Source organism: Ornithinimicrobium flavum (assembly GCF_004526345.1).
Taxonomy (GTDB): domain Bacteria; phylum Actinomycetota; class Actinomycetes; order Actinomycetales; family Dermatophilaceae; genus Ornithinicoccus; species Ornithinicoccus flavus.
In genome coordinates, this window is record NZ_CP038213.1 from 3,485,853 (window position 1) to 3,509,619 (window position 23,767).

22 protein-coding genes and 1 pseudogene are annotated in these 23,767 nt (G+C 73.3%); 7 read left to right on the forward strand and 16 right to left on the reverse strand.

Annotation, left to right across the window (positions count from 1 at the left end):
• Positions 1 to 25 precede the first annotated feature (25 nt).
• Positions 26 to 1,216, forward strand: a complete 1,191-nt coding sequence (locus E3Z34_RS16500) for a M20 metallopeptidase family protein (protein ID WP_134774486.1) — start codon at positions 26 to 28, stop codon at positions 1,214 to 1,216.
• Positions 1,213 to 2,466 (forward strand): threonine ammonia-lyase IlvA, encoded by a 1,254-nt coding sequence (ilvA, locus tag E3Z34_RS16505; protein ID WP_134774487.1) that lies wholly within the window; start codon positions 1,213 to 1,215, stop codon positions 2,464 to 2,466. The genes E3Z34_RS16500 and ilvA overlap by 4 nt, the downstream gene beginning before the upstream one ends.
• A gap of 7 nt (positions 2,467 to 2,473) precedes the next feature.
• Here ilvA and E3Z34_RS16510 read toward each other — a convergent pair whose 3' ends face one another.
• From E3Z34_RS16510 to E3Z34_RS16535, 6 genes are all read right to left on the reverse strand, one after another.
• Positions 2,474 to 3,352, reverse strand: a complete 879-nt coding sequence (locus E3Z34_RS16510) for a siderophore-interacting protein (RefSeq protein ID WP_134774488.1) — start codon at positions 3,350 to 3,352, stop codon at positions 2,474 to 2,476.
• The gene (locus E3Z34_RS16515; protein WP_134774489.1) at positions 3,349 to 4,233 is read right to left on the reverse strand and encodes an ABC transporter ATP-binding protein; all 885 of its coding nucleotides are present in this window, start codon (positions 4,231 to 4,233) and stop codon (positions 3,349 to 3,351) included. Before E3Z34_RS16515 ends, E3Z34_RS16510 begins: the two co-directional genes overlap by 4 nt.
• Complete coding sequence (locus tag E3Z34_RS16520; protein ID WP_134774490.1) at positions 4,230 to 5,357, reverse strand: FecCD family ABC transporter permease; 1,128 nt, start codon at positions 5,355 to 5,357, stop codon at positions 4,230 to 4,232. The genes E3Z34_RS16515 and E3Z34_RS16520 overlap by 4 nt, the downstream gene beginning before the upstream one ends.
• Entirely contained in the window at positions 5,354 to 6,397 is a 1,044-nt protein-coding gene (locus tag E3Z34_RS16525) for a FecCD family ABC transporter permease (protein WP_238695242.1), read from the reverse strand. Before E3Z34_RS16525 ends, E3Z34_RS16520 begins: the two co-directional genes overlap by 4 nt.
• A gap of 25 nt (positions 6,398 to 6,422) precedes the next feature.
• Complete coding sequence (locus E3Z34_RS16530; protein WP_134774491.1) at positions 6,423 to 7,511, reverse strand: iron-siderophore ABC transporter substrate-binding protein; 1,089 nt, start codon at positions 7,509 to 7,511, stop codon at positions 6,423 to 6,425.
• A gap of 100 nt (positions 7,512 to 7,611) precedes the next feature.
• Positions 7,612 to 9,381 (reverse strand): MMPL family transporter, encoded by a 1,770-nt coding sequence (locus tag E3Z34_RS16535; RefSeq protein WP_238695243.1) that lies wholly within the window; start codon positions 9,379 to 9,381, stop codon positions 7,612 to 7,614.
• Between E3Z34_RS16535 and E3Z34_RS19275 the strand changes: the two genes are divergently transcribed.
• The 5 genes and pseudogenes from E3Z34_RS19275 to moaA all read left to right on the forward strand — a co-directional run bounded on the left by E3Z34_RS19275 (position 9,359) and on the right by moaA (position 12,024).
• Entirely contained in the window at positions 9,359 to 9,883 is a 525-nt protein-coding gene (locus tag E3Z34_RS19275) for a hypothetical protein (protein ID WP_238695244.1), read from the forward strand. The two genes, E3Z34_RS16535 and E3Z34_RS19275, sit on opposite strands and share 23 nt — an antisense overlap.
• 16 nt (positions 9,884 to 9,899) lie before the next feature.
• Positions 9,900 to 10,397: a MarR family winged helix-turn-helix transcriptional regulator gene (locus E3Z34_RS16540; protein ID WP_238695245.1), complete on the forward strand. Its 498-nt coding sequence runs from the start codon at positions 9,900 to 9,902 to the stop codon at positions 10,395 to 10,397.
• Between the two features lie 76 nt (positions 10,398 to 10,473).
• Positions 10,474 to 10,650: pseudogene (locus E3Z34_RS19965) on the forward strand (hypothetical protein); the annotation flags it as partial.
• Between the two features lie 109 nt (positions 10,651 to 10,759).
• Complete coding sequence (locus E3Z34_RS19970) at positions 10,760 to 10,999, forward strand: MogA/MoaB family molybdenum cofactor biosynthesis protein (protein WP_338043814.1); 240 nt, start codon at positions 10,760 to 10,762, stop codon at positions 10,997 to 10,999.
• Positions 10,999 to 12,024, forward strand: a complete 1,026-nt coding sequence (moaA, locus tag E3Z34_RS16550) for a GTP 3',8-cyclase MoaA (RefSeq protein WP_134774493.1) — start codon at positions 10,999 to 11,001, stop codon at positions 12,022 to 12,024. The genes E3Z34_RS19970 and moaA overlap by 1 nt, the downstream gene beginning before the upstream one ends.
• A 2-nt stretch (positions 12,025 to 12,026) precedes the next feature.
• Here the strand turns inward: moaA and E3Z34_RS16555 are convergent, their stop codons facing one another.
• The 10 genes from E3Z34_RS16555 to E3Z34_RS16600 form a co-directional block, all read right to left on the reverse strand.
• Positions 12,027 to 12,266, reverse strand: coding sequence for a MoaD/ThiS family protein (locus E3Z34_RS16555; RefSeq protein WP_134774494.1), 240 nt, complete (start codon positions 12,264 to 12,266; stop codon positions 12,027 to 12,029).
• Positions 12,267 to 12,313: 47 nt separating this feature from the next.
• A complete protein-coding gene (locus tag E3Z34_RS16560; protein WP_134774495.1) occupies positions 12,314 to 13,450 on the reverse strand; it encodes a cell wall-binding repeat-containing protein in 1,137 nt (378 codons plus the stop codon).
• Positions 13,451 to 13,530: 80 nt separating this feature from the next.
• Entirely contained in the window at positions 13,531 to 14,115 is a 585-nt protein-coding gene (locus tag E3Z34_RS16565; protein ID WP_202976978.1) for an NTP transferase domain-containing protein, read from the reverse strand.
• 3 nt (positions 14,116 to 14,118) lie between these two features.
• A complete protein-coding gene (locus E3Z34_RS16570; protein WP_134774496.1) occupies positions 14,119 to 15,252 on the reverse strand; it encodes a ThiF family adenylyltransferase in 1,134 nt (377 codons plus the stop codon).
• Positions 15,253 to 15,275: 23 nt separating this feature from the next.
• Positions 15,276 to 15,668, reverse strand: a complete 393-nt coding sequence (locus tag E3Z34_RS16575) for a cupin domain-containing protein (protein WP_134774497.1) — start codon at positions 15,666 to 15,668, stop codon at positions 15,276 to 15,278.
• Positions 15,665 to 16,411: a respiratory nitrate reductase subunit gamma gene (gene narI, locus E3Z34_RS16580; protein WP_134774498.1), complete on the reverse strand. Its 747-nt coding sequence runs from the start codon at positions 16,409 to 16,411 to the stop codon at positions 15,665 to 15,667. Before narI ends, E3Z34_RS16575 begins: the two co-directional genes overlap by 4 nt.
• On the reverse strand, positions 16,408 to 17,265 hold the full coding sequence (gene narJ / locus E3Z34_RS16585; protein ID WP_134774499.1) for a nitrate reductase molybdenum cofactor assembly chaperone: 858 nt from the start codon (positions 17,263 to 17,265) through the stop codon (positions 16,408 to 16,410). Before narJ ends, narI begins: the two co-directional genes overlap by 4 nt.
• On the reverse strand, positions 17,265 to 19,025 hold the full coding sequence (gene narH / locus E3Z34_RS16590; RefSeq protein WP_134774500.1) for a nitrate reductase subunit beta: 1,761 nt from the start codon (positions 19,023 to 19,025) through the stop codon (positions 17,265 to 17,267). The genes narJ and narH overlap by 1 nt, the downstream gene beginning before the upstream one ends.
• A gap of 1 nt (position 19,026) precedes the next feature.
• Positions 19,027 to 22,743, reverse strand: coding sequence for a nitrate reductase subunit alpha (locus E3Z34_RS16595; RefSeq protein ID WP_134774501.1), 3,717 nt, complete (start codon positions 22,741 to 22,743; stop codon positions 19,027 to 19,029).
• Positions 22,736 to 23,581 (reverse strand): helix-turn-helix transcriptional regulator, encoded by an 846-nt coding sequence (locus E3Z34_RS16600; protein ID WP_134774502.1) that lies wholly within the window; start codon positions 23,579 to 23,581, stop codon positions 22,736 to 22,738. Before E3Z34_RS16600 ends, E3Z34_RS16595 begins: the two co-directional genes overlap by 8 nt.
• Positions 23,582 to 23,767: the final 186 nt, after the last annotated feature.

Here is a 23,767-nt window from a genome sequence, read left to right on the forward strand (position 1 = left end):
GCGACCCACCCCTAGGATCCGGGGTATGACGCTCCTCGCCGACGCCCGGGCCCTCCAGGACGACCTCGTGCGGCTGCGCCGCGCATTGCACCGGCACCCCGAGGTGGGGCTGGACAACCCCCGCACCCAGCAGCTGGTGCTCGAGGCGCTGGAGGGGCTGCCCCTGGAGATCACGACCGGCACGGGCACGACCTCGGTCGTGGCGGTCCTGCGCGGTGCCCGCCCCGGGCCCACCGTGCTGCTGCGCGGCGACACGGACGGGCTGCCGGTCACCGAGGCCACGGGTCTGGACTTCGCCGCCACCACCGGCACCATGCACGCCTGCGGTCACGACCTGCACACCGCCGGCCTCGTGGGGGCGGCGCGCCTGCTCTGTGCGCGCCGGGACGAGCTCGCCGGGTCGATCCTCTTCATGTTCCAGCCGGGCGAGGAGGGTTACGGCGGGGCGAAGGTGATGCTCGAGGAGGGGCTGCTGGAGGCCAGTGGAGAGCGGCCCGTGGCGGCCTACGCCATCCACGTCTCCCCCGGCCCGCGCGGCGTCTTCTGGCACCGCCCCGGCCCGGTGCTCGCGGGCTCCAACGTCCTGCAGATCACCGTCCACGGCCGGGGCGGCCACGGCTCCCAGCCCCACAAGGCTGCCGACCCCGTCGCGGCGCTGCTGGAGATCGGCACCGCCCTGCAGACGATGGTCACCCGCAGGTTCGACGTCGGGGACCCGGTCGTCCTCTCGGTCACCCGGCTGCGGGCGGGCGAGGCGGTCAACGTCATCCCCGGCACGGCGTCGCTCGGCGCCACGGTCCGCACCCTCTCGGACACCAACGTCGAGGCGGTCCGCACGCACGCCACCGCGCTGGCCGCGGGGATCGCCTCGGCCCACGGGTGCACCGCCGAGGTGTCCCTGGAGGTCCAGTACCCCGTCACCGTCAACGACGACGCCGAGACCGCCTGGGTCGCCGAGCAGCTCACCGACGTCTTCGGGGCCGAGCGGGTGCAGGAGCGCCCCACCCCCCTCATGGGGTCCGAGGACTTCAGCTACGTCCTGGCCCAGGTGCCCGGCACCTTCTTCTTCCTCCAGTGCAGCCCGCCGGAGGTCGACCCCGACACCGCCCCCTACAACCACTCCCCCGAGGTGCTCTTCGACGACGCCGTCCTCGGCGACCAGGCGGCCGCGCTGGCGATGCTGGCGCTGCGGCGGCTGGCCCGGGGGGACGGATGAGCGACCTGCCGCTCCCCACCGCCGACGACGTCGACGCCGCCGCGGAGCGGATCGCGGGCAAGGTCACCCGCACCCCCCTGCAGCGCAGCGAGCGGCTCTCGGAGGCCACGGGGGCCGACGTCTGGCTCAAGCGGGAGGACCTGCAGCCGGTGCGCTCCTACAAGGGTCGTGGCGCCGCCAACCTCATCGCCCAGCTGGACAGCGAGCAGATCTGGGCGGGCGTCGTCTGCGCCAGCGCCGGCAACCACGCCCAGGGGGTCGCCCACGCCTGCGCGACCCTCGGGGTGAACGCCCGGATCTACCTGCCCGCCAACACCCCCCGGCAGAAGCGCGACCGGGTCGCTGCCCTGGGCGGGGACTGGGTGGAGACGGTGGTGGGGGGTCGGACCTACGACGAGGCCGCCGACGCGGCACGGGCCGACGCCGAGCGCACCGGGGCCACGCCCGTCCCGGCCTTCGACCACCCGCACACCATCGCCGGCCAGGGCACGATCGTCCGCGAGATCGTCGAGGACCTCCCGGCTCCGCCGGACGTGGTCGTCCTGCCCTGCGGGGGCGGCGGGCTGCTGGCCGGGGCGCTGACCTGGCTGCGCGAGCGCCACCCGCAGGTCCGGGTCGTGGGCGCCGAGCCCGCGGGCGCGGCCTGCATGATCGCGGCGACCCACGCCGGGGCCCCCGTGACCCTGCCAGAGATCGACCGCTTCGTCGACGGGGCGGCGGTGGCCCGGGCCGGCGACCGCACCTACGAGGTGGTGGCACGGCATACCCCCGAGCTGGTCGCCGTCCCCGAGGGCGCGGTGTGCACCGAGATGATCGCGCTCTACCAGACCGAGGGCATCATCGCCGAGCCTGCCGGGGCCCTGGCCTCCGCCGCGCTGGCCGGCCTGCGGGTGGAGCCCGGTCTGACGGTCGTGGCCGTGGTCTCGGGGGGCAACAACGACCTGCTGCGGTATGCCGAGGTCGTCGAGCGGTCGCTCATCCACGAGGGGCTCAAGCACTACTTCCTCGTCGACTTCCCGCAGGAGCCGGGGATGCTGCGGCGGTTCCTCGACGAGGTGCTGGGGCCGGACGACGACATCGCGCTGTTCGAGTACGTCAAGCGCAACAACCGCGAGACCGGTCCCGCTCTCGTGGGCATCGAGCTCGGGGCCCGCGAGGACCTGTCCCCGCTCCTGGAGCGGATGGCCGCCAGCTCCATGGAGGTGCAACCGATCGCGCCGGACAGCCCGCTCTTCCGCTTCGTGCTCTGAGCGGCGGTCAGCCCCGTGGCCGGCCCAGGATCCAGTAGGCGCAGAAGTAGACCGACGTCCTGGCCAGGCCACGGTCGCGCACGAGGTGACGCCGCACCTGCGCGGCCAGCTCCTGCTCGCCCGAGACCCAGCCGTAGTCCGGCTGCGGCAGGTCGGCCGCGCGGACCGCCTCGACCAGGGCCTCGCCCGGACGGCGCTTGCCGCGGTGCACCACGGTCAGCGTTCCGAGCTCGGGCTCGGGCACGTCGGGCACCGCGCCGGGGGCGGTCTCGAGCAGCACGTGCAGCTCGGTGCCGGTGCCGCGGGCGCCCTCGACGATCTGCACCATCGAGGGGTATGCCGTCTCGTCGCCGGCGATGACCTGCACCCGGGCGTCGGCCGGCGGGTGGTAGCAGGTGGTGCCGGTCTGCACGGCGAGCTCGTCGCCGGCTGCGGCGTCGCGGACCCACCGCGCGCCGGGGCCCTCCTCGACCTCGCCCTCGGGGTGCAGCACGACCTCGACGTCCAGCTCGGCGAGCCCGGGCCGCCAGGCGCGCACGGTGTACCAGCGCACCTCGGGGCGGGTCTCCTCGGGCATCTCGCCGATGACGGGACGCGGGTTGGGGCCGCTGATGCCCGACAGGTCGGGCAGCGTCGTGCCCGGGCGGGGCATGACGAGGCCGACGTACTCGTCGGGCCCGAGCGGGGCGTACCAGGCGGCCAGGCTCGGCGCGTGCACGGTGAGGCGGCGCAGCTGCGGCGCGACCCACTCGGCCCGCAGCACGGTGGCGGGCACGCAGGCGTGCTCGGAGCGCTCCAGCGGCATCGCCATGGTGCGGGCGTAGACCTCGGAGGTCACGCGCTCGGCCGCCTGGCGGGGAAGGGTGCCGGTCAGGGGTGCGGTCATCGCAGGACCTCCAGCCCGGCGGCCGCCCCGCGGACCATCTCGGGGGCGAGGCGCGGGGTGCCCGCGGTGCCCAGGACGTGCCCGACCGGCCGGTGCCGGCCGAGCGGGATGACGGACAGGTCCCCCGTGGCCTCCTGCCACAGCACGCGACAGGTGATGCCGAAGACGTCGCAGACGGTCTCGGCGGTGACGACGCTGCGGGGGTCGCCCTCGGCGACCACCTGCCCGCCGCGCATGGCCACCAGGTGGTCTGCGTAGCGGGCGGCCATCGCCAGGTCGTGCAGGACCATCACCACGGTGGTGCCGCGGTCGACGGACAGGTCGCGCACGAGGTCGAGCACCTCCACCTGGTGGGCGATGTCGAGGAAGCTCGTCGGCTCGTCGAGCAGCAGCAGGTCGGTGCGCTGGGCCAGGACCATCGCGATCCACACCCGCTGGCGCTGGCCGCCGGAGAGCTCGGTCACCTCGCGGCTGACCAGGGGCGTGGTGGCCGTGAGCTCGAGCGCCTCGGCCACGACCTCGTCGTCCTCGCGGGTCCACTGGCGCAGCAGCCCGTGATGGGGGTGCCGCCCGCGGGCGACGAGCTCGCCGACGGTGATGCCCTCGGGCACGACCGGGTGCTGCGGGAGCAGGGCCATCGACCGGGCGACCTGGCGGGTGGGCATCCGGTGCACGTCCCGGTCACCGAGCAGCACCCGGCCGTCCTGGGGACGCAGCAGCCGCGACAGCCCGCGCAGCAGCGTCGACTTGCCGCAGCCGTTGGGGCCCACGATGGCGGTGACCTTGCCCTCGGGGACGGTCAGGTCGAGGTCGTGCACGATGGTCCGCTCGCCGTAGCCGAGGCTGAGCCGCTCGGCCCGGAGCACGGAGGAGGAGGTCATGAGGATGCCCTTTCGCGGGTGAGGAGCCACAGGAGGAAGGGGGCGCCGACGACGCCGGTGACGACGCCGACGGGCAGGTTCGCCTCCGGTATGCCGTAGGCGCCGGCGTGGTCGGCCAGCACGACGATGACCGCACCGACCAGCGCCGCCGCGGCGATCGAGGCGCGCCCGCCGAGGAGCCGCCGGGCGACCGGGCCGGAGAGGAAGGCGACGAAGGCGATCGGCCCGCACACCGACGTGGTGGCTGCGACGAGGAGCACGACGAGAAGCAGCGCCCGGGCGCGGACCGGCCCGGGCGGGGCGCCGACGCCGGCGGCCAGGTCGTCGCCGAGCTCGACCAGGTGCAGCTCGCGGGCGGTGGCGAGCAGCAGCGGGAGGGCCAGCCCGACGACGACCGTGAGCAGCCCGATCTGGCGCCAGGTGACGCCGTTGAGGCTGCCGGTGAGCCAGACCATCGCCTCGTGCGCGCGGTAGATGTCGGCGTGCAGCAGCACCCAGTGCACGACCGAGGTGAGCATCGCCGACAGCGCGATGCCGACGAGGATCATCCGGGTCGGCGCGGCCCCCGGGCGGGAGGCCGACAGCGTCAGCAGGGCCACGGCCACGAGCGCGGCGCCGCCGAGGGCGGCCACGGTGACGGCGGCCCCCGACCCGCCGAGGACGACGAGGGTGAGGACGGCGGCGGCGCTCGCGCCCATAGTGAGGCCGAGGACGTCTGGGCTGGCCAGCGGGTTGCGGGCCATCAGCTGGAAGGTGGCGCCGCTCGCGCCCAGCGCCACGCCGGCCAGCGTGCCCACGACGGCGCGTGGCAGCTTGGAGTCCAGGAGGATGAACTCCGCGCCGCCGGCCACCTCGCCGGTGCCCAGCAGGATCCGCCAGACGTCGGGCACGGTGATGGTGAAGTCGCCGAGGAGGATGCGCACGGCCATGGCCAGCACCCAGGCGACCAGCAGCCCGCCGAGGACGAGCCGGCCGCGGCGGCGCGCGTGGGAGCGGGAGCGGCGGACCTCCTCGGCGCGGTCGGGCCCGGTGCCGGGGGTGACGACCTGCGTCGAGGGGCCGGGCGCGGCGGGTGCGGCGGGTGCGCCGGTCGGGTGCGGGGACCGGGTGTCGTGGACGGTCATCGCACCGCCGTCCTGCGCACGAGCCAGATGAGGCCGGGTGCCCCGAGCACCGCGGTCATGATGCCGACCTGGATCTCCGAGGGCGGCATCACGACGCGGCCGAGGGTGTCGGTGAGCAGCACGAGCACCGGCCCGACGATCGCGCTGCCGAGCAGGATGCGGCGGTGGTCGGGGCCGGTGACGAGCCGGACCAGGTGCGGCACGACCAGCCCGACGAAGCCGATCGGCCCGGCGAGCGCGACCGCGCAGGCAGCCAGGCCGACCGCGCCGAGCGCGACGACGGCGCGGGAGAGGTGGACGCGCTGACCGAGGGCGCGCTCGAGGTCCTCGCCCAGGGCGGTGGCGTTGAGCACCGGGCCGGACAGGGCGACGACGACCACGGAGACGACCAGCAGCGGCAGCACGTCGAGGATCAGGCCGACCGGTCGCCCGGCGACGCTGCCGACCTGCCAGAAGCGGAAGGTGTCCAGGGCGCTGCGGTCGCTGATGAGCAGCCCCGCGGTGACGCTGACGCCGCCCGCGGTCAGGGCGGCCCCGGCCAACGCCATGGTGAGCGGTGCCGGGCCACCGGGTGCGGCGGCGGAGACGGCATACACGACGACGGCGGCGACGATGCCGCCCAGCAGCGCGAACCACACGAACGCGCCCCCACCCACCCCGAGCAGCTGGATGCCCAGCACGACGGCGAGCGCGGCGCCGGCGTTGACGCCGAGGATGCCGGGGTCGGCGAGCGGGTTGCGGGTCAGGCCCTGCATGGCCGCCCCGGACAGCGCGACGGCGAGCCCGACGACCAGGCCGATGATCGTCCGGTCGACCCGGGCGGCGACGACGGCACCGGCGGGGTCGGTGGTGACGCCGCCGAGGACGGCCTGGACGCCGGAGACGACCTCGCCGGGGCTGAGCGTGCGTGAGCCGACCGCCACCGAGACGGCGGCGGCCAGCACGACGGCACCGAGCCCGACGGCCAGCGGCGCCCAGGTCCGGCGTCGCCCGACCAGCACGCCGCGCGTCGGCGGCGTGCTGGTCGTGGGCGTGCTCACGGGCGGGACGATCCTGGCTCCCCGCTCAGCGGGCGCCGGCCTCCGCCGCGGTGGCGGCGGCCTCGGCGACCAGGGGGATGAAACGGTCGAGGGCCACCGGGATCGACAGGGGCGTCGGCGAGCTCATGCCCACGACGTCCTGCGGGGTGCCGGACTCCACGTAGGCGCCGGAGGCCATCGCCGGGATCTGCGAGAGCAACGGGTCCTCGAGCAGCATGTCGGCGGTGAACCCGCCGTCCGTGTAGAAGATGAAGACGTCGGCGTCGAGGGTGTCGGCCTGCTCGGCGGAGAGGTTGGCCGAGAAGTTCTCGCTGCCGCTCATCTCCTCCACCAGCGGGGCGTTGACCATGCCGAGCTCGGTGAGGAACTGCGGGCGCAGGTCGATGGTGTTGTAGAGGCCGATGGTGGAGGTGTCGGTGGGGCTGAACCAGCCCCAGGCGAACGTCGTGCCCTCCAGCTCCGGGTGGGCCTCCCGGGCCGCCTCCATGGCCGCCTCGGTGTCGGCGATCGCCTGCTCGGCCTGCTCCGGCCGGCCGATCGCCTGACCCACGACCTCGACCGACTCGCGCCACGGGGTCGCCCAGGCCGTCTCGGGGTAGGCGACCGTCGGTGCGATCCGGGCGAGCCTGTCGTAGTCCTCCTGGCTCAGGCCGGAGTTGCTGCCGAGGATGAGGTCGGGCTCCATCGCGGCGATCTCGTCGACCGGGATCCCGTCGGAGTCGTCGTAGCGCGTGATGTCCGCGGGGTCGTGGCCGAGCTCGGTGACCGCCTCGTCGAACCAATCGGTCGAGCCCGCCTCGTTGCCGCCCCAGTTGATCCGCACCGCACCGACCGGCACCTCGCCGAGTGCCGCGACGATCTCGTGGTCGGTCCAGCCGACCGTGACGATGCGCTGCGGGTCGGACTCGATCGTCGTCTCCCCGAAGGCGTGCTCCACGGTGGTGGGGAAGCTGCCGGTGTCGCCGGAGGAGGCGGCCGCGCCCGAGCTCGTGGCCGCGCCGGCATCCGCTGCCGCGCCCGAGCCGGTCGGGCCGGTGCTGCAGGCGCCCAGCGTCAGGGCGGCCGCGGCGGCGGAGACGGCGAGCAGGGGACGGGAGGCGAGCGAGCGCGGCATACGGGAGGGCTCCTGGCGAGATCGGCACGGCTGGCGAGTGCCAGCCGTGCCGACCTTAGGGGAGCCTTACCTTCCTTCGCAAATCACTCTCTGACGTGACCTAAGTCGTGACGCGGGCCCGCTCCTCGGCGTGCCGCGGGGTCGCCCCCGGCCCGACCCTGCGCGGCCACCAGAAGCTCTCCCCGAGCACCCGGACGATGGCCGGCACCACGACGGTCCGCACCACCAGGGTGTCCAGCAGGACACCGATGCAGATGACGACGCCGATCTGGGCCAGGACCACGAGCGGCAGGACGCCCAGGACGGCGAAGACCGCGGCCAGCAGGATGCCCGCGCTGGTGATGACGCCACCGGTCGCGCCCAGCGCCCGCAGGACGCCGTCGCGGGTCCCGTGGACCTTGGCCTCCTCCAGGGTGCGGGTGATGAGGAAGATGTTGTAGTCGATGCCCAGGGCCACCAGGAAGACGAAGGCCAGCAGCGGCATCGTGACGTCGATGGCGCTGAAGCCGAGGATGCCGGTGAAGATGAACCACGAGATCCCGAGCGAGGCGGCGAAGGTCACGACCACGGTGCTCAGCAGGATGATCGGCGCCACGACCGAGCGCAGCAGACCCATGAGGGCCAGCAGCACGGCCAGCAGGATGACCGGCATGACGACCAGCCGGTCGCGCAGGGCCCCGTCGTTCCCGTCCTGGGTGCTCGCGTCGCCCCCGGTGACGTGGGTGTCCGGGGTGTCGCCGACGGCGTCCCGGATCTGGGCCACGACCTCCTGGGACTGCGCCGACCCCGGCTCGGCGTCCAGGACGACCTGGACCTGCCCGATGCCGACCTCCGGCGGGAGCGGGGTGGCCTCGCTGACGCCCTCAACGTCGGCGATGACCTCGGCGATCTCGTCGACCGCACCCTGGTCGTCGGTGCGGGTGACGACCACGAGGGGGTCGGCCGCGCCGGCCGGGAAGGACTCGCCGAGCCGCTGGGCCGAGGTGATGGACTGCGGGGTCTCCAGGAACTGGTCCTCCAGCGACAGCCCGCTCCTGATCTGGGTGATCCCGGAGGCCATGAGCAGCAGGACGACGAGCGCCCCGCCGGCGAAGGCGAAGGGCCGACGCGCCACGGCGTCACCGATCCGGCGCCACAGCGAGCGCGCGTCGACGAGCTGGTCCTGACCGACGCGGGGCACCTTGGGCCAGAAGATCCACCGGCCGAAGACCACCAGCGCGGCGGGCAGGACGACGAGCACCGCGACCATCGCCACGAGGATCCCCACGGCGGACGCGAGCCCGAGGCCGCGGGTGGCGGGGAAGACCGAGAGCAGGAGCGAGAGCACACCGACCACGACCGTGCCCGCGCTGGCGACGATGGCCTCGGAGGCCCGGCTCAGCGCGACGGCCATCGCCTCGTGACGGCTCTCGGTGCGGCGCAGCTCGTCGCGGTAGCGGCTGATGAGCAGCAGGGCGTAGTTGGTCCCCGCACCGAAGACCAGGACCGACAGGATGCCGATCGTCGAGTCGTCCCACGGGACGCCGGTGGCCCTGAGCACGTGGGTGGCGGTGGTCGTGGCGAGCTGGTCGGCGACGCCGACGACGGCGAGCGGGACGATCCACAGGACGGGGCTGCGGTAGGTGACGATGAGCAGCACCGCCACCACGGAGGCGGTGACCGCGAGCAGCGTGAAGTTCGCGCCGTCGAAGACGGAGGCGAGGTCGGCCTGGATGGCCGCCGGGCCCGTGACCTCGGCGGTCACCCCGTCGGGCACCGCGTCGGCGAGGGCCGTGCGCAGCTCGGCCACCACGTCGCGGGCGTCCACGGAGGTGGCTGCCTCGACGTCGAGGACGCTGATCGCGGCGGTGCCGTCCTCGGCGGGGATCACCGGGGAAGTCGCCCTCGAGCACGCCCGGCGGCGGGCCGCCGCCCTCGCCCACCTCCACCCCCGGCGGAGGACCGGCCGTGGCGGAGGCGTCGTCCACCCCCTCGGGGGGTCCGGCGCTCGCCGCGGCGTCGTCCGGTGCCTGCCCGCCCTCGGGAGCCTGCGCACCCTCCGGGGCGACCTCCTGCATCACCGCGGACAGCTCGGGCAGCCGGTCCACGATCCCCTCGTCCTCGACGGTGAACAGGACGATCGCCGTCCGGTTGCCCTCGTCGGGGAGCTCGTCGAGGAGCGCCTGGCCCTGGGTGCTGTCGAAGCCGGCCGGGAGGCTGTCCAGGCTGCTGGGCTCGCGCTCGGCCTGGCCGACGCCGCCGATGACCCGACGGCCAGCAGCAGGCCGACGAGGGCCACGGCCCACGCCGACCGGCGGCCGGTGATGAACTGGACGATCTTGCGCATGGCCGCCTCCGGGTTAGAGTGGTCTTGTCAGCACCTTGATTGCTAACTGAGTGAGGGAGTTCGTGAAGGACGATAGCACCGCGCAACACCCTCGGGCGAACCAGGCCGACGGCCCGCAGTCCCAGTGGGTGTCGGGCTGGGAGCGCAGCCCCACGCTCGAGGCACTGCACCGGCTGCTGGACTCCGGCCGCCGCTCCGGGCCCGCCCTGGCGCGCCGGGCGGGGCTGACGCACAGCGAGCTGGCGGCGCTCGAGCACATCTTCGACGAGCCCGTCGGGCCCAGCGAGCTGGCCCAGCGCATCGGGGTGACCTCGGCCGCCGCCACCGGCATCGTCGACCGGCTCGAGGCCCGCGGTCACGTCGAGAGGCAGCCACACCCGACCGACCGGCGCCGGACCGCGGTCGTCTGCACCCCGAGCGGCCGGGAGGAGCTCCTCGGTCACCTCATGCCGATGTTCGTCGAGCTCGCGGCGCTGGACGCCAGCTTCTCCCCCGAGGAGCGCGAGGTCGTCCACCGCTTCCTCGTCGCGGCGGACCGGGCCGTCCGCCGGCTGCACTAGCACGGGCGGACGCCCCGGAAGAGCCCGCGGGGCGGTACGGACGGGCGGCTCGACCGCCGTCTCGTAGACTCGACGGATGACCCGCTCCCACCCCCGTCCGCCCCTGCCGGCCGTCGCCGTCACGGTGTCGGACCGCAGCTCCGACCGGACCCGTGAGGACACCTCGGGCCAGCTGCTGACGGGCGGCCTGAGGGAGCTCGGGTATGCCGTGAGCTCGGTGGTCGTGCCCGACGGCGTCGAGACCGTGGCGGGTGCGCTCCGGCAGGCGGTCGCCGACGGGGCCCGGCTGGTGGTGACGACCGGGGGCACGGGCATGGGCCCATGGCCCGCGCGACCTGACGCCGGAGGGGACCCGGCAGGTCATCACCCGGGAGAACCCCGGCCTGGCCGAGCTGCTGCGCCGCGAAGGGGCGCGGCACACCCCCTACGCCGCGGTCTCCCGCGGGGTGGTGGGGGTGGTCGACTGGCCGGCCGGGAAGGGGCAGGGCGGGACGCTGGTCGTCAACCTGCCCGGGCGACCCAGCGCCGTGCAGGAGGGGCTGGACGTGCTCGGCCCCCTGCTGGGGCACGTCCTGGACCAGATCACCGGAGGGGACCACTGATGCCCACGCCCGACCCCGGCCACGGACCGTCGCGCGGCCCGCTGGTGGACCGCTACGGCCGGGTCCACCGCGACCTGCGCATCTCCGTCACCGACCGGTGCTCCCTGCGGTGCACCTACTGCATGCCGGAGGACGGCGTGCCCTGGCTGCCGCGCACCACGATGCTGAGCACCCCCGAGATCGTGCGGCTGGCCGGCGTGGCGGTGGAGCTGGGTATCGAGGAGATCCGCCTCACCGGGGGTGAGCCGCTGCTGCGCCGCGACCTGACCGACGTGGTCGCCGGGCTCGCCGCCCTCGACCCCGCCCCGGAGATCTCGATGACCACCAACGGCATCGGCCTGTCCCGGATCGCGCAGGACCTGCGGGCCGCCGGGCTGACCCGGGTCAACGTCAGCATCGACACCCTGGACCGCGAGACCTTCATCGCCCTGGCCAAGCGGGACCGCCTCGCGGACACCCTGGCGGGGATCGAGGCGTCCGCCGCCGCGGGGCTGGTGCCGGTCAAGCTCAACACCGTCCTCATGCGGGGGGTCAACGACCACGAGGCACCCGACCTGCTCGGCTATGCCCTGGACCACGGCTACGAGCTGCGGTTCATCGAGCAGATGCCGCTGGACGCGCAGCACCAGTGGGACCGCACGCAGATGATCACCGGCGAGGAGATCCTGGACCGGCTGCGGACCCGGTTCGAGCTGACCGCCCTGCCCGACGAGGCCCGGGGCAGCGCGCCGGCCGAGCTCTTCCTGGTGGACGGGGGGCCGGCCACCGTCGGGGTCATCGCCTCGGTGACGATGCCCTTCTGCGGCACCTGCGACCGGGTGCGGCTCACGGCCGACGGGATGATCCGCAACTGCCTGTTCGCCACCGGCGAGACCGACCTGCGCACCCCGCTGCGCGACGGCGCCTCCGACGACGAGCTGGCCGAGCTGCTCCGCGCCTCGATCGGGGCCAAGCTGCCCGGTCACGGCATCAACGAGCCGACCTTCCTGCAGCCCCCGCGCCCGATGAGCCGGATCGGCGGCTGAGCTCAGCCGCCCGCGAAGGGCGGCAGCACGTCGAGCACCGCGTCGTGCGCGAGCGGGCGGTCCGGGTCGTCGACGTATTGCCCCTCGTGCAGGACCGAGCTGCGGTCCAGGACCCGCGACAACTCGGCGCCGTGCCGCCGGCGCAGGTCGGCGAGCAGGGACCCGAGGTCGTCGGCGTGCACCTGCTCGCTGGTGGTCCCGGCCGCCTCGGCGGCGGCTGCGAAGTATCTCACCGTGGCCATGAGCACCAGTCTCCCAGACGTCCCCGGAGCAGGCCCGCCCGCAGACGTCAGGGGGCCGGCGGCTCCTCGACGCCCAGCCCCCGGAGCTGGTCGAGGACCGGCTCGGGGATGCTGCCCTGCCCGCCCAGGGCCGTGATCCACACGAGGTTGAGACCGGTCACCGTCTGTGCGGTGCTCGACGGCACCCCGGTGGGGGTCACGAGCAGCAGCTTGTCGCCGAGGATGCCGGCGTAGGCCGCTCCCACGAGCGCGTCCGGCCAGTCGTACCCGGAGGCCACTGTGGCGCCACCGTGGCCGGGGGACGCCTGGGCGAGCGCGGCAGCGGTCTCGAAGCGGTTGCGACCCGCGATGCGGGTGACCGGCGCGACGCTCTCCAGCTCCCGCACCACGGCGGCGTCGAGGCTGGCGGCACCCCCGAGCACCACGATGTGCTCCGGGCGGACGTCGTCCCGCAGGGACCGCATGACTTCGGAGGGGACGTCGCCCGGCTTGCTGAGCAGCAGCGGCGCGCCCTCCCAGGCGGCCGCTGCTCCACCGGACAGGCCGTCCGGCCAGGTGACCCCGGAGGCGACGAAGGCCAGGTCGCTCTGCCCCCACGAGCTCGCGAGGCTGGCGGAGACGACATACCGGTCGGGCCCGCCGAAGCGGCGCACCACCTCACCGCGCGGGAGGTAGGACTGCAGGGCGGTCTCCACCTCCCGGCTCACGGCGCCGGGGCCGCCGAGCAGGATGATCGTGAGGGGCTGCAGCCGCTCCAGGGCCGCCCGCGTCGCGCTGGGGAGGGAGTCCTTGCGCGTCAGCAGCACCGGTGAGGTGAGGGCACCGGCGTGCGCGCCGCCCGAGAGGGCGTCGGCGTAGTTCTCGCCGCTCGCCACGACGACCAGCCGCCGCGTCCACGGGGCCTCGACGTAGACGACCTCGTCCCAGAAGCGGGACAGCTCGGCAGCGGTCTCGTAGCGGTTCGCCCCGGCGACCCTCTCGACCAGCGGCGAGCCGCCGGGGGCCTCCGTGAGGCGCTTCTCCTGGAGCAGCCCGCGGGCCAGCGCCACCTGGTCGGTGTCCGGGCGGAGCAGACCGTCCGCGACGGCCGGAGTGGTGGTCGCGGTGGCGGCCGGGGTCGTCGTCACGCCCGCGGCGGCGAGGGCGGCGAGGACGAGGGCGGACAACGGGCGGGCAGCAGACATGACGGTCCTTCCGGGGGTGGGGCACGGGGGTTGGTCACGGCCGTCCCCCGGTCCGACCGGCGGCCCTGCACGGCGGGATGTTACCCGATCCGGTCCGCCCAGCGGGCGGCGTCGTCCCAGGTGTCCAGGTCTCCCAGGTGCTCGCCCCCGCCGTCGACGACGTGCCACCGCAGGTCGGCGACCAGCCGCCGGACGGAGGTGTCCCGTACCCGGCCCAGGGCGGCCAGGGCCGCCTCCAGGGCGGGCCGGCGGTAGAGCGCCAGCAACCACTGGCGGTGGCCCCCGGCGTCCACGTGGCTGACGGCGTCCACCGTCGCGGGGAGGTGAGGCAGCACCGCCCGGAGCGCCGCCAGCGCCGGTGCGGCCCCGGGCTGGTCGACCGCCACGACGGCGACCCACGGCGCCGCTGTGCCCAGCGTGCCCAGGCCGGCGTCGATCCCGGCGACCGGCCCGCCGTCCGGGGGGTCCTCCAGGGTGCGGAGGACGCCCGGCGGGACCGGGGTGTCCCCGACGACGACCACCCGGCCGCCGAGCACCGGGACGGCCTCCAGGACGCGGTCCAGCAGCCGGCGGCCCCCGACCTCCAGCGCCGCCTTGTCCAGCCCGCCGAGGCGCTCCCCCCGGCCGCCGGCCAGGATCAGCAGGTCGACCGCCGGCTCGACCACGGCTCAGTAGCTCGGGAGCGAGGGGTCGACGTGCTCCACCCAGGCGAGCATCCCGCCGGTCATGACCCGGACGTCCGGGTGGCCGATCCGGACCAGGTGGGCCGCAGCGCGGCGGGCGCGCGGCCCCGTCTTGCAGTAGACGACCACCGGCCCCTCGGGCACCTGCCCGATCAGCTCGTCCCAGGTGAGCACCTCGCCCACCGGCACCGTCATCGCTCCCGGCACGATCCCGAGGGCGTGCTCCGCGGGCTCCCGGACGTCCAGCAGGACCGGGGGTCCGGGCCGGTCCAGCTCCTCGGCCACCTCCCGGGCCGACACCTCCACCAGGGGCACGAGCTCGCGCACCGGCTCGTGCGCGGGCGGCTGCACGATCGCCCCCGCCGGCCGGAGCGGGATCTCCCGCACCCGCTGGGACAGGGCGTCGACCAGCAGGACCCGACCCACGAGCGGCTCACCGAAACCGCAGAGGAGCTTGACCGCCTCGCCGGCCATGATCGAGCCGACCTGGCCGACCAGGGCCCCCAGCACCCCGGCCTCGGAGCAGGAGGGGACGTCCTCGGGCCGCGGCGGGACGGGGAAGAGGTCGCGCAGGGTCACCCCCTCCCCCGCACCCGGCACGAACGTCGAGATCTGGGCGTCGAAGCGCAGCACCGCCGCCCACACCACCGGGATGCCCAGCGCGGCGCAGGCGTCGGAGACGGCATACCGGGTGGGGAAGTTGTCGGCCCCGTCCAGGACGAGGTCGTGGCCGTCCAGCAGCTCCCGGGCGTTCCCGGGGGTGAGACGCGTGGCCCGCACCTCCACCGAGACGTCGGGGTTGAGGCCACGGACGTGCTCGGCGGCCGAGTCGGCCTTGCGGCGACCGACGTCGTCGTGCCGGTGCACCACCTGCCGCTGCAGGTTGGTCGCGTCGATGACGTCGTCGTCGATGATCGTCAGGTGCCCCGTCCCCGCGGCGGCGAGGTAGGACACGATCGGGCTGCCGAGCCCGCCGGCCCCCACGACCGCCACCCGGGCGTTGAGCAGCCGGCGCTGGGCCTCCATCCCCATGCCCGGCACCAGCAGGTGCCGCGAGTAGCGGGAGACCTGCGCGGAGGTGAGCGGGGGGCCGGGCTCGACGAGCGGGGTGCGGGGCACGCCCTCCAGGGTAGGCGTGAGCGTCATCGGGGCGCCGGGAGGGAGACGGTGAGCACGCAGATGCTGTCCACCTCGGCCCGGACGTCGTGACGGGCGGGGGGTATGGCGTGTGCGGAGCCCGCCGGGAGGGTCCAGGAACCCCCCTCGGTGCTCAGCACCACCCGGCCGGACAGGCACAGCAGGGAGGCCGGACCCGGGGCGTCGTGCTCGGGCAGGCCGCCCCCGGCGGGCAGCGCCAGGACGATGAGGTTCTGGCCGGGCTGGCGGATGACCGCCCGCACCGCACGCCCCTGGTCGCCGGCGCGCGCCTTCGCCAGCAGGCGCTCGCCCTCGGCGTGCAGGTCGACCACGCGGGAGGGGTCGGCCTCGACCGGCGTCAGCCCGATCGCCCCGCCGAGCGGGTGCCCCGAGCTCATCCGACCCGCTCCCACCCGCGCTTCTGGGCCCGGCTGCCGGTGGCGACGCCCGGGCGGTCGTCACGGCTGCGGTAGACGATGTAGGGGCGCACGAGGTAACCCAGCGGGGCGGAGAAGACGTGCACGAGCCGGGTGAAGGGCCACATCGCGAAGAGCAGGAAGGCGGCCAGCGCGTGCAGCTGGAAGCCGATCGGCGCGCCCTCCATCAGCGAGGCGTCCGGCTGGAACCAGAAGATCTGGCGGAACCACGGGGAGACGCCGTCCCGGTAGTTGTAGTGGTCCCCCGCGATGCCGAGGTTGAGCAGGCTGCCCGCCACGGTGTTCCACATGCCGAGGACGATGACGACGGCCAGCACGGCATACATGACCTTGTCGTTGACCGTGGTCGCGCGGAAGACCGGGCCCGTGGTCCGGCGACGGTAGACCAGGATGGCCAGGCCCACGAGGGCCGCGATGCCCGCCGGGAGCCCACCCGCCAGCGCGACGATGTGGTAGAGCTCCTGGCTCACCCCGGCCCGGTCGGTCCAGCTCTGCGGCACGACGAGCCCCATGAAGTGGCCCACCGCGACGAAGAGCATGCCGAAGTGGAACAGCGGGCTGCCGATCCGCAGCAGCTTGTCCTCGTAGAGCTGGGAGCTGCGGGTGGTCCACCCGAACTTGTCGTAGCGGTAGCGCCAGACGTGCCCCACGACGAAGATCGCCAGGCAGATGTAGGGGAAGATGACCCAGAGAAAGGTGCTCATCGCGGGGCTCCTGACTCGGACAACCGCGACGAAGGAGCCTGGTTGTCCGAAACGTCGATCAGGGTGAGCGGAGCGAACGCACCGCTCTTCGGGGGGTTCACGGGGGGCGAAGCCCCCTGTGTGTGGTCGCAGCCGCTGGCGGGAGGTTCGCGGAGGCGGTCGAGGGCCGGGTCCATGGCGTAGGGAGCGTTGAGCGAGGCGTCGTCGAGCCCGACGGTCTCCTTCGGCGGGCCCTCGGCGATGAGCTTGAGCAGGGCCTTCTCGTCGTCCTGGTCGAGCTGGGGCAGGGTGGCGCGGACCGCGGCCAGCACGTCCAGCCACGGTGAGGAGCGCTTCTCCAGGGCTCGCCGGAGCAGCTCGATCCCGACCCGGTGGTCGTTGAGCAGCTTCCAGGCGGCGTCCGGTGCGGTCGTCGCGCCGAACTCGAGCACCACCGGCAGGAAGTCCGGCAGCTCCTCCCCTTCGCCGTCCGGGGCGCTCAGCTCGACCCCGTGCTGGCGGTAGACCTGCTTGAACCGGACGAGCGCGACGCCGCGGTTGCGGGTGTCACCGTGGAGGAAGTAGGTGAGGTGCAGGGCGCACTTGCGCGTGACGTCGAAGGTGTCGACGTAGGCCACCTGGAGCGCCCCGAGCCCGTGCTGCTCCACGGTGGAGGCGACGTGGTCGAGGAAACGGCGCAGGGGGTCCGCGGCGGACGCGGGCAGCCCCTCGACCACCTCCCGCAGCACCGGCAGCCGCGCCGGCAGCGCCTCGTCGGGGTAGTCCAGGAGCAGGGAGCACAGCTGCCAGGTGTCCGCCTGGGCGCGCGCGTCCAGACCGGGACGGGCACGGCGGTGCCGCCTCCAGGGAAGCATCAGCGCCGCCCCTCCTCGGACCCGGCCGTGTTGTCCGGCCGCGCCCGTCCGCCCTCGAGGTCGGCGGGACCGCTGGCGGACACGGTCTGCGGGACGTCGGTCGGCTCGTCGCCCCGTCCGGGGAAGAGACCCTCCGGGACGCCCTTGCCGTCCCAGTTGAGCAGGTTCACCCGGCCGCGCTTGGCACCGCCGGAGACCAGGGAGTCCTGGGTCTGCCGCTGCTGGAGCATCTTGAAGTTCTCCACCGCCACGGGGGTCGTCGCGCCGCGGCCCGACCCCTCGCCGAACGGGCCGGAGTCCAGGAGCTCGTCGTCGAAGCCGCTGACGGGGCAGTCGGTGGCGATCTCCTCCAGGGCGTGCGCCTCCTCGCCGTGGGCGGAGGGGATGACGTAGCGGTCCTCGTACTTGGCGATCGCCAGGAGCCGGAACATCTCGTACATCTCCTCCTCGGTCATGCCGACCGCCTCGGGGATCTCCGCGCGCGGGTCGCGGCCGAGGTTGATGTCCCGCATGTAGGAGCGCATGGCCGCCAGCTTGCGCAGCACGTCGTTGACCGGGCGCACGTCGCCGGCGGTGAAGAGGTTGGCGAGGTACTCGACGGGGATCCGGAGCGCGTCGATGGCCGCGAAGAGGTTGTCCTTGTCCTCGGCGTCGTAGCCGGTGTCCTTGATGACGTCGACGACCGGCGACAGCGGCGGGATGTACCAGACCATCGGCATGGTGCGGTACTCCGGGTGCAGCGGCAGCGCCACCTTGTAGTCCTGGATCAGCTTGAGGACCGGCGAGCGCTTGGCCGCCTCGATCCAGTCACCGGGAATGCCGGCCCGCTCGGCCTCGCGCGCCACGGCCGGGTCCCGCGGGTCGAGGAAGACCGACCGCTGCGCCTCGTAGAGCTCGTGCTCGTCCTGCACCGCGGCCGCCTCGAGCACCTTGTCCGCGTCGTAGAGCATGAGCCCGATGTAGCGCAGCCGCCCCACGCAGGTCTCGGCGCACACCGTGGGGATGCCGACCTCGACCCGGGGGTAGCAGAAGGTGCACTTCTCGGCCTTGCCGGTCTTGTGGTTGAAGTAGACCTTCTTGTAGGGGCAGCCGGTGACGCACATGCGCCAGCCCCGGCACTGGTCCTGGTCGACCAGGACGATCCCGTCCTCGGCCCGCTTGTAGATGGCCCCGGAGGGGCAGGAGGCCGCGCAGCTGGGGTTGAGGCAGTGCTCGCAGATCCGCGGCAGGTAGAACATGAAGGTCTCTTCGAACTCGAACTTCACCTTGTCCTCGATGCCCTTGAGCATCGGGTCCTTGACGGCGTGCTCCTGGGAGCCACCGAGGTCGTCGTCCCAGTTGGCCGACCAGGCGATGTTGATCTGCTTGCCGGAGATCAGCGAGTAGGGGCGGGCCACCGGGAAGGTGTCCTGCGCCGGGGCGTTGAGCAGGGTCTCGTAGTCGTAGGTCCACGGCTCGTAGTAGTCGTTGATGCTCGGCATCTTGGGGTTGGAGAAGATGTTGAGCAGCTTGGTCAGCCGGCCCCCGGCCTTGAGCCGCAGCCGGCCGCCCTCGGTGACCTCCCAGCCGCCCTTCCACACCTCCTGGTCCTCGTAGCCGCGTGGGTACCCCAGACCGGGCCGGGTCTCCACGTTGTTGAACCAGACGTACTCCGTGCCCTGCCGGTTGGTCCAGGCCTGCTTGCAGGTGACCGAGCAGGTGTGACACCCGATGCACTTGTCCAGGTTCATGACCATGGCCATCTGTGCCATGACGCGCATGTCAGTACTCCACCTTCGCGGTCCGCTTGCGGATCATCGTGACCTCGTCCCGGTTGTTGCCGGTCGGGCCGATGTAGTTGAAGAAGTAGGCGTGCTGGGCGTAGCCGCCGATGATGTGGCTCGGTTTGAGCAGGATCCGGGTCAGGCTGTTGTGGATGCCGCCCCGCTTCCCGTCGGTCTCGGTGAGCGGCACGTCGATGAGGCGGTCCTGGGCGTGGTGCATGTAGACCGTCCCCTCCGGCATCCGGTGGCTGACGATGGCGCGGCAGGCCACGACGCCGTTGCGGTTGACCGCCTCGATCCAGTCGTTGTCGCGCACGCCGATCTTGGTGGCGTCCACGTCCGACATCCAGATCGTCTGCCCGCCCCGGGACAGGGAGAGCATGAAGAGGTTGTCCTGGTACTCGGAGTGGATGGACCACTTGTTGTGGGGGGTGAGGTAACGGACCGAGACGGCCACCGCGCCGAGCTCGTCCGTGGTGTCGCCCAGGCGCCGCTCCCCGAAGAGGGTGGTCATGTCCAGCGGGGGCCGGTAGGTGGGCAGCGACTCGCCCATCCCCTGCATCCAGTCGTGGTCGAGGTAGAACTGCTGCCGGCCGGTGAGGGTGTGGAAGGGCTTGGACCGCTCGATGTTGATGGTGAACGGGCTGTAGCGCCGACCTCCGCTCTCCGACCCGGACCACTCCGGCGAGGTGATGACAGGCACCGGGGCGGCCTGGGTGTCGGCGAAGGTGATCTGCTTGCCCTCGTGCTCGGCCGACAGGTCGTGCAGCTGGGTGCCGGTGCGCTGCTCGAGGAACTTGAAGCCCTGGGTCGCGATATGACCGTTGCACACGCCGGACAGGTGCATGATCGCGTCCGCGACCTGGATGTCGGTCTCCATCCGCGGCCGACCGTCGGCCGCCGAGCCCGGGCGGTGCACGATCCCGTTGCGGCCACCCAGGATCCCGATCTCCCGGGAGACCTCATACTTCACGCCCTTGGTGAGCATGCCGACCGACTCCAGCAGGGGGCCGATCGAGGTCATCTTGTCGTAGACGGCCGTGTAGTCCCGCTCCACCTCGGCGATGACCGGCAGCGTCTTGCCCGGGACGGGCTCCACCTCACCCGTCCGCCAGTCCAGCACCCGCCCGTGGACGGTCGCCATCGCCTCCGGGGTGTCGTGCCAGAGAGGCTTGGTCACGACGTCCTTGCGGGTGCCCAGGTGGTCCACGGCCAGCTCGGAGAACCGGCGGGCGATCTCCTTCCACGCGTCCCAGTCGCTCTTGGACTGCCACGGCGGGGAGATCGCGGGGTTGAAGGAGTGCACGAAGGGGTGCATGTCGGTGGTGTTGATGTCGTGCTTCTCGTACCAGGTCGCCGCCGGCAGGACCACGTCGGAGAACAGCGTCGAGCTGGTCATCCGGAAGTCCAGGGTCATCAGCAGGTCGAGCTTGCCCTCGCCGGCCCGCTCGGGCCAGACGACGTCCGTGGGCCGCTGGTCCGGTGCGGCCTCGGCGGCCCTGACCGCGTTGTCGGTGCCGAGGAGGTGCTTGAGGAAGTACTCGTTGCCCTTGGCCGAGGACCCCAGCAGGTTGGCGCGCCACAGCGCGAGGATGCGCGGGTGGTTCTCCGGGTCCTCCGGGTCCTCCACGGCGAACTTCAGCGTCCCCGCCTTCAGCTGGTCGGTGACGTACTGCGCCGCCGGCACCCCGGCCTGCGCGGCCTCGTCGGCGACCGTCAGCGAGGAGCGGTCGAACTGCGGGTAGGAGGGCGTCCACCCCAGCCGCACCGACTGCGCGAGCAGGTCCATCGTGGTCCGGCCGGAGAAGGCCCCGGTCGCCCCGTTGATCCCGTCGGCGTCGAAGGTGTCGTATCGGTACTGGGAGGTGTGGACGTACCAGTAGGCCGTCTGGTTCATGTGCCGCGGCGGGCGCACCCAGTCCAGGGCGAAGGCCAGGTGCTGGAAGCCCATGATCGGGCGGACCTTCTCCTGCCCGACGTAGTGGGCCCAGCCGCCCCCGTTGCGTCCCTGCGTGCCGCAGATCGTCGTGAGGACCAGCATGGCGCGGTAGATCTGGTCGGAGTGGTACCAGTGGTTGGTGCCGGCACCCATGAGGATCATGCCCCGGCCCTGGGTGTCGATGGCGCTCTGCGCCCACTCCCGGCCGATCCGGATGATCTGCTCGACCGGGGCCCCGCTCACCTCGGCGGCCCACGCGGGCGTGGCCGGCACCGACGGGTCCTCGTAGCCGGTGGGCCAGTGGCCCGGGAGCCCGTCGCGCCCCACGCCGTAGTGGGCCAGCATGAGGTCCAGGACGGTCGTGACCAGGTGGCCACCGATGCGCCGGACGGGCACGCCGCGCCGCTCGTGGTGCACGTGGCCCTCGACGTTGTCGAAGCGGGGCAGCAGCACCTCCACGGCCTCGCCGGTGTCACCGTAGAGCGACAGGACGGGGTCGATGTCCCCGAGCTCGAGGTTCCACCGTCCGGCGTCCTCCTCCCCGTAGCGGTGACCGATCGAGCCGTTGGGGATGGCCACGTCGTCGGTGGTGCGGTCCAGGACGGCCGGCTTCCACAGCGCGTTGGCGGTCTCGTGCTCGGGGTAGGACCCGTCCAGGTCGCCTGCGGTCAGGAACTTGCCGGGCGTGAACGCCCCGTCCTCGGCCGGGTCGAGGGTCACGAGGTAGGGCAGATCGGTGAAGCGCTGGTTGTAGTCGACGAAGAAGTCGACCTGGCGGTCGACGAAGAACTCCTTGAGCACGACGTGGCCCATGCCCATCGCCAGGGCGGCGTCCGTGCCGGGGGCCGAGGCGACCCACTCGTCGGCGAACTTGACGTTCTCGGCGTAGTCGGGAGCCACGGCGACGACCTTCTGGCCGCGGTAGCGGGCCTCGGTCATCCAGTGGGCGTCCGGGGTGCGGGTCAGGGGGACGTTGGAGCCCCACATGATGAGGTATGCGGCGTCCCACCAGTCCCCGGACTCGGGCACGTCGGTCTGGTCCCCGAACATCTGCGGGGAGGCGTTGGGCAGGTCGGCGTACCAGTCGTAGAACGAGAGCATCGGGGCGCCGATGAGCTCGTTGAAGCGGGCGCCGGAGGCGTAGGACACCGGCGACATCGCCGGGATGGGGGAGAAACCGGCGATCCGGTCGGGGCCGTGCCGCTTGACCGTGTAGACGTAGGCGGCGGCCACCAGGTCCACCACCTCCTCCCAGGTCGAGCGGACCAGCCCGCCCTTGCCACGGGCTGACTTGTAGACGCGCGCTTTCTCCTCGTCCTGGACGATCGAGGCCCAGGCCACGACCGGGTCGCCGTACTCCCGCACGGCCTCGCGGAACATCTGCAGCAGCACCCCGCGCACGTAGGGGTAGCGCACCCGGGTGGGGCTGTAGGTGTACCAGGAGAAGGCCGCGCCGCGGGGGCAGCCGCGGGGTTCGTACTCGGGCCGGTCGGCCCCGGCGGACGGGTAGTCGGTCTGCTGGGCCTCCCAGGTGATGATCCCGTCCTTGACGTAGACCTTCCACGAGCACGACCCCGTGCAGTTGACGCCGTGCGTGGAGCGGACCACCTTGTCGTGGCTCCAGCGGTCCCGGTAGAACGCGTCCCCGGCCCGTCCGCCGGTGACGTGCACCGACCGCTGGTCCTCGGAGACCTCCCCGCGGGTGAAGAACCGGCTGGTGCTCACCAGGGCCTGGCTCAGGGGTCCGTCGAGGCGGGTCGAGGTGCGCTCACTCATGCGGGTCTCCTGGTGCGACGGGGAGGGGGTTGACGGGGGGCAGGTCGGGGGGCGTGCGGAACGGGCCCGGCACGATCGGGGCGGCGGGGGCGGCACCGTCGCGCAGCAGGACCGCGCGGCAGGTGCGCGGCCCGACGAAGGGCGTGAGGCTCACCCCGGCGGCATCCTCGCCGGCCACCTCGAGCGCGCCCTTGAGGAGTCCTCGGTGCACGCCGCAGACCACCTCGGGACGCTCCCGCGCCAGGTCGAGGAAGGGGCAGTCCGTCAGCGTGAGGGTGACGTCGCCGCGGCGACCGGTCACCTCCAGGTCCGGGGTGTAGCCCCACTCCTGCAGGAGGTCGACGACGGCCCCCACCTTGGCCACCCACTCCCCGGGCCGACGCGCGGCGGTGGGCGCCTCGTGCCCGGTGTCGGCGGTCAGCCGCCGCCGGACCCACTGGATCCCCGCCTCCTCCGGCGACAGCTGGTCGCCGGCGGCGGGGTCGAGGGCGGCGGCGAGCAGGCCCGCGAGGACCTGGTAGGGACCCTCGATGGTGGGAGCGGGCGTCGGCTCCTCCTCCACGGCGAAGTAGCGCTTGGCCGGGCGCCCGGCTCCGCCCGAGCGGACGGAGTGCGCACCGACCAGGCCCGCGGCCACGAGCCGGTCGAGATGGAAGCGCACCGTCGTGCTGTGCAGCCCGAGGACCTTGCCCAGCTCGGCGGCGGTCAGGCCCCGGTCGCGCGTCGGCCGACCTTCCACCGCGAGGCGGGGAAGCGACGACAGCTGGTCGACGATCGAGCGTCGGACGCGGGACAGCAGCAGCACTGAGCCGTCCGTGCTCACCCGCTCCGTCGCCATGTGCCGTCCTTTTAGTGGAAGATGCCCGCTTAATCTAAGCCTCTGCCTCGCCGTCCCGCAACCGGTCGGACGGCGTGGCGCGCTCGTGCCGGAGCCGCAGGCCACACGCTCTTTTCGGGCATACGGCCATGTCCTTATTCACCCTCTCGCGCGGCGAAGGCTCCTTCGGTACTGTGACTGTCGCGC

What these genes read in the sequence shown, in the direction of transcription:
- E3Z34_RS16500 (WP_134774486.1), top strand. Translation starts at nt 26, where the DNA reads ATGACGCTCCTCGCCGACGCCCGGGCCCTCCAGGACGACCTCGTGCGG.
- ilvA (WP_134774487.1), top strand. Translation starts at nt 1,213, where the DNA reads ATGAGCGACCTGCCGCTCCCCACCGCCGACGACGTCGACGCCGCCGCG.
- E3Z34_RS16510 (WP_134774488.1), bottom strand. Translation starts at nt 3,352, where the DNA reads ATGACCGCACCCCTGACCGGCACCCTTCCCCGCCAGGCGGCCGAGCGC.
- E3Z34_RS16515 (WP_134774489.1), bottom strand. Translation starts at nt 4,233, where the DNA reads ATGACCTCCTCCTCCGTGCTCCGGGCCGAGCGGCTCAGCCTCGGCTAC.
- E3Z34_RS16520 (WP_134774490.1), bottom strand. Translation starts at nt 5,357, where the DNA reads ATGACCGTCCACGACACCCGGTCCCCGCACCCGACCGGCGCACCCGCC.
- E3Z34_RS16530 (WP_134774491.1), bottom strand. Translation starts at nt 7,511, where the DNA reads ATGCCGCGCTCGCTCGCCTCCCGTCCCCTGCTCGCCGTCTCCGCCGCC.
- moaA (WP_134774493.1), top strand. Translation starts at nt 10,999, where the DNA reads ATGCCCACGCCCGACCCCGGCCACGGACCGTCGCGCGGCCCGCTGGTG.
- E3Z34_RS16555 (WP_134774494.1), bottom strand. Translation starts at nt 12,266, where the DNA reads ATGGCCACGGTGAGATACTTCGCAGCCGCCGCCGAGGCGGCCGGGACC.
- E3Z34_RS16560 (WP_134774495.1), bottom strand. Translation starts at nt 13,450, where the DNA reads ATGTCTGCTGCCCGCCCGTTGTCCGCCCTCGTCCTCGCCGCCCTCGCC.
- E3Z34_RS16575 (WP_134774497.1), bottom strand. Translation starts at nt 15,668, where the DNA reads ATGAGCTCGGGGCACCCGCTCGGCGGGGCGATCGGGCTGACGCCGGTC.
- narI (WP_134774498.1), bottom strand. Translation starts at nt 16,411, where the DNA reads ATGAGCACCTTTCTCTGGGTCATCTTCCCCTACATCTGCCTGGCGATC.
- narJ (WP_134774499.1), bottom strand. Translation starts at nt 17,265, where the DNA reads ATGCTTCCCTGGAGGCGGCACCGCCGTGCCCGTCCCGGTCTGGACGCG.
- narH (WP_134774500.1), bottom strand. Translation starts at nt 19,025, where the DNA reads ATGCGCGTCATGGCACAGATGGCCATGGTCATGAACCTGGACAAGTGC.
- E3Z34_RS16595 (WP_134774501.1), bottom strand. Translation starts at nt 22,743, where the DNA reads ATGAGTGAGCGCACCTCGACCCGCCTCGACGGACCCCTGAGCCAGGCC.
- E3Z34_RS16600 (WP_134774502.1), bottom strand. Translation starts at nt 23,581, where the DNA reads ATGGCGACGGAGCGGGTGAGCACGGACGGCTCAGTGCTGCTGCTGTCC.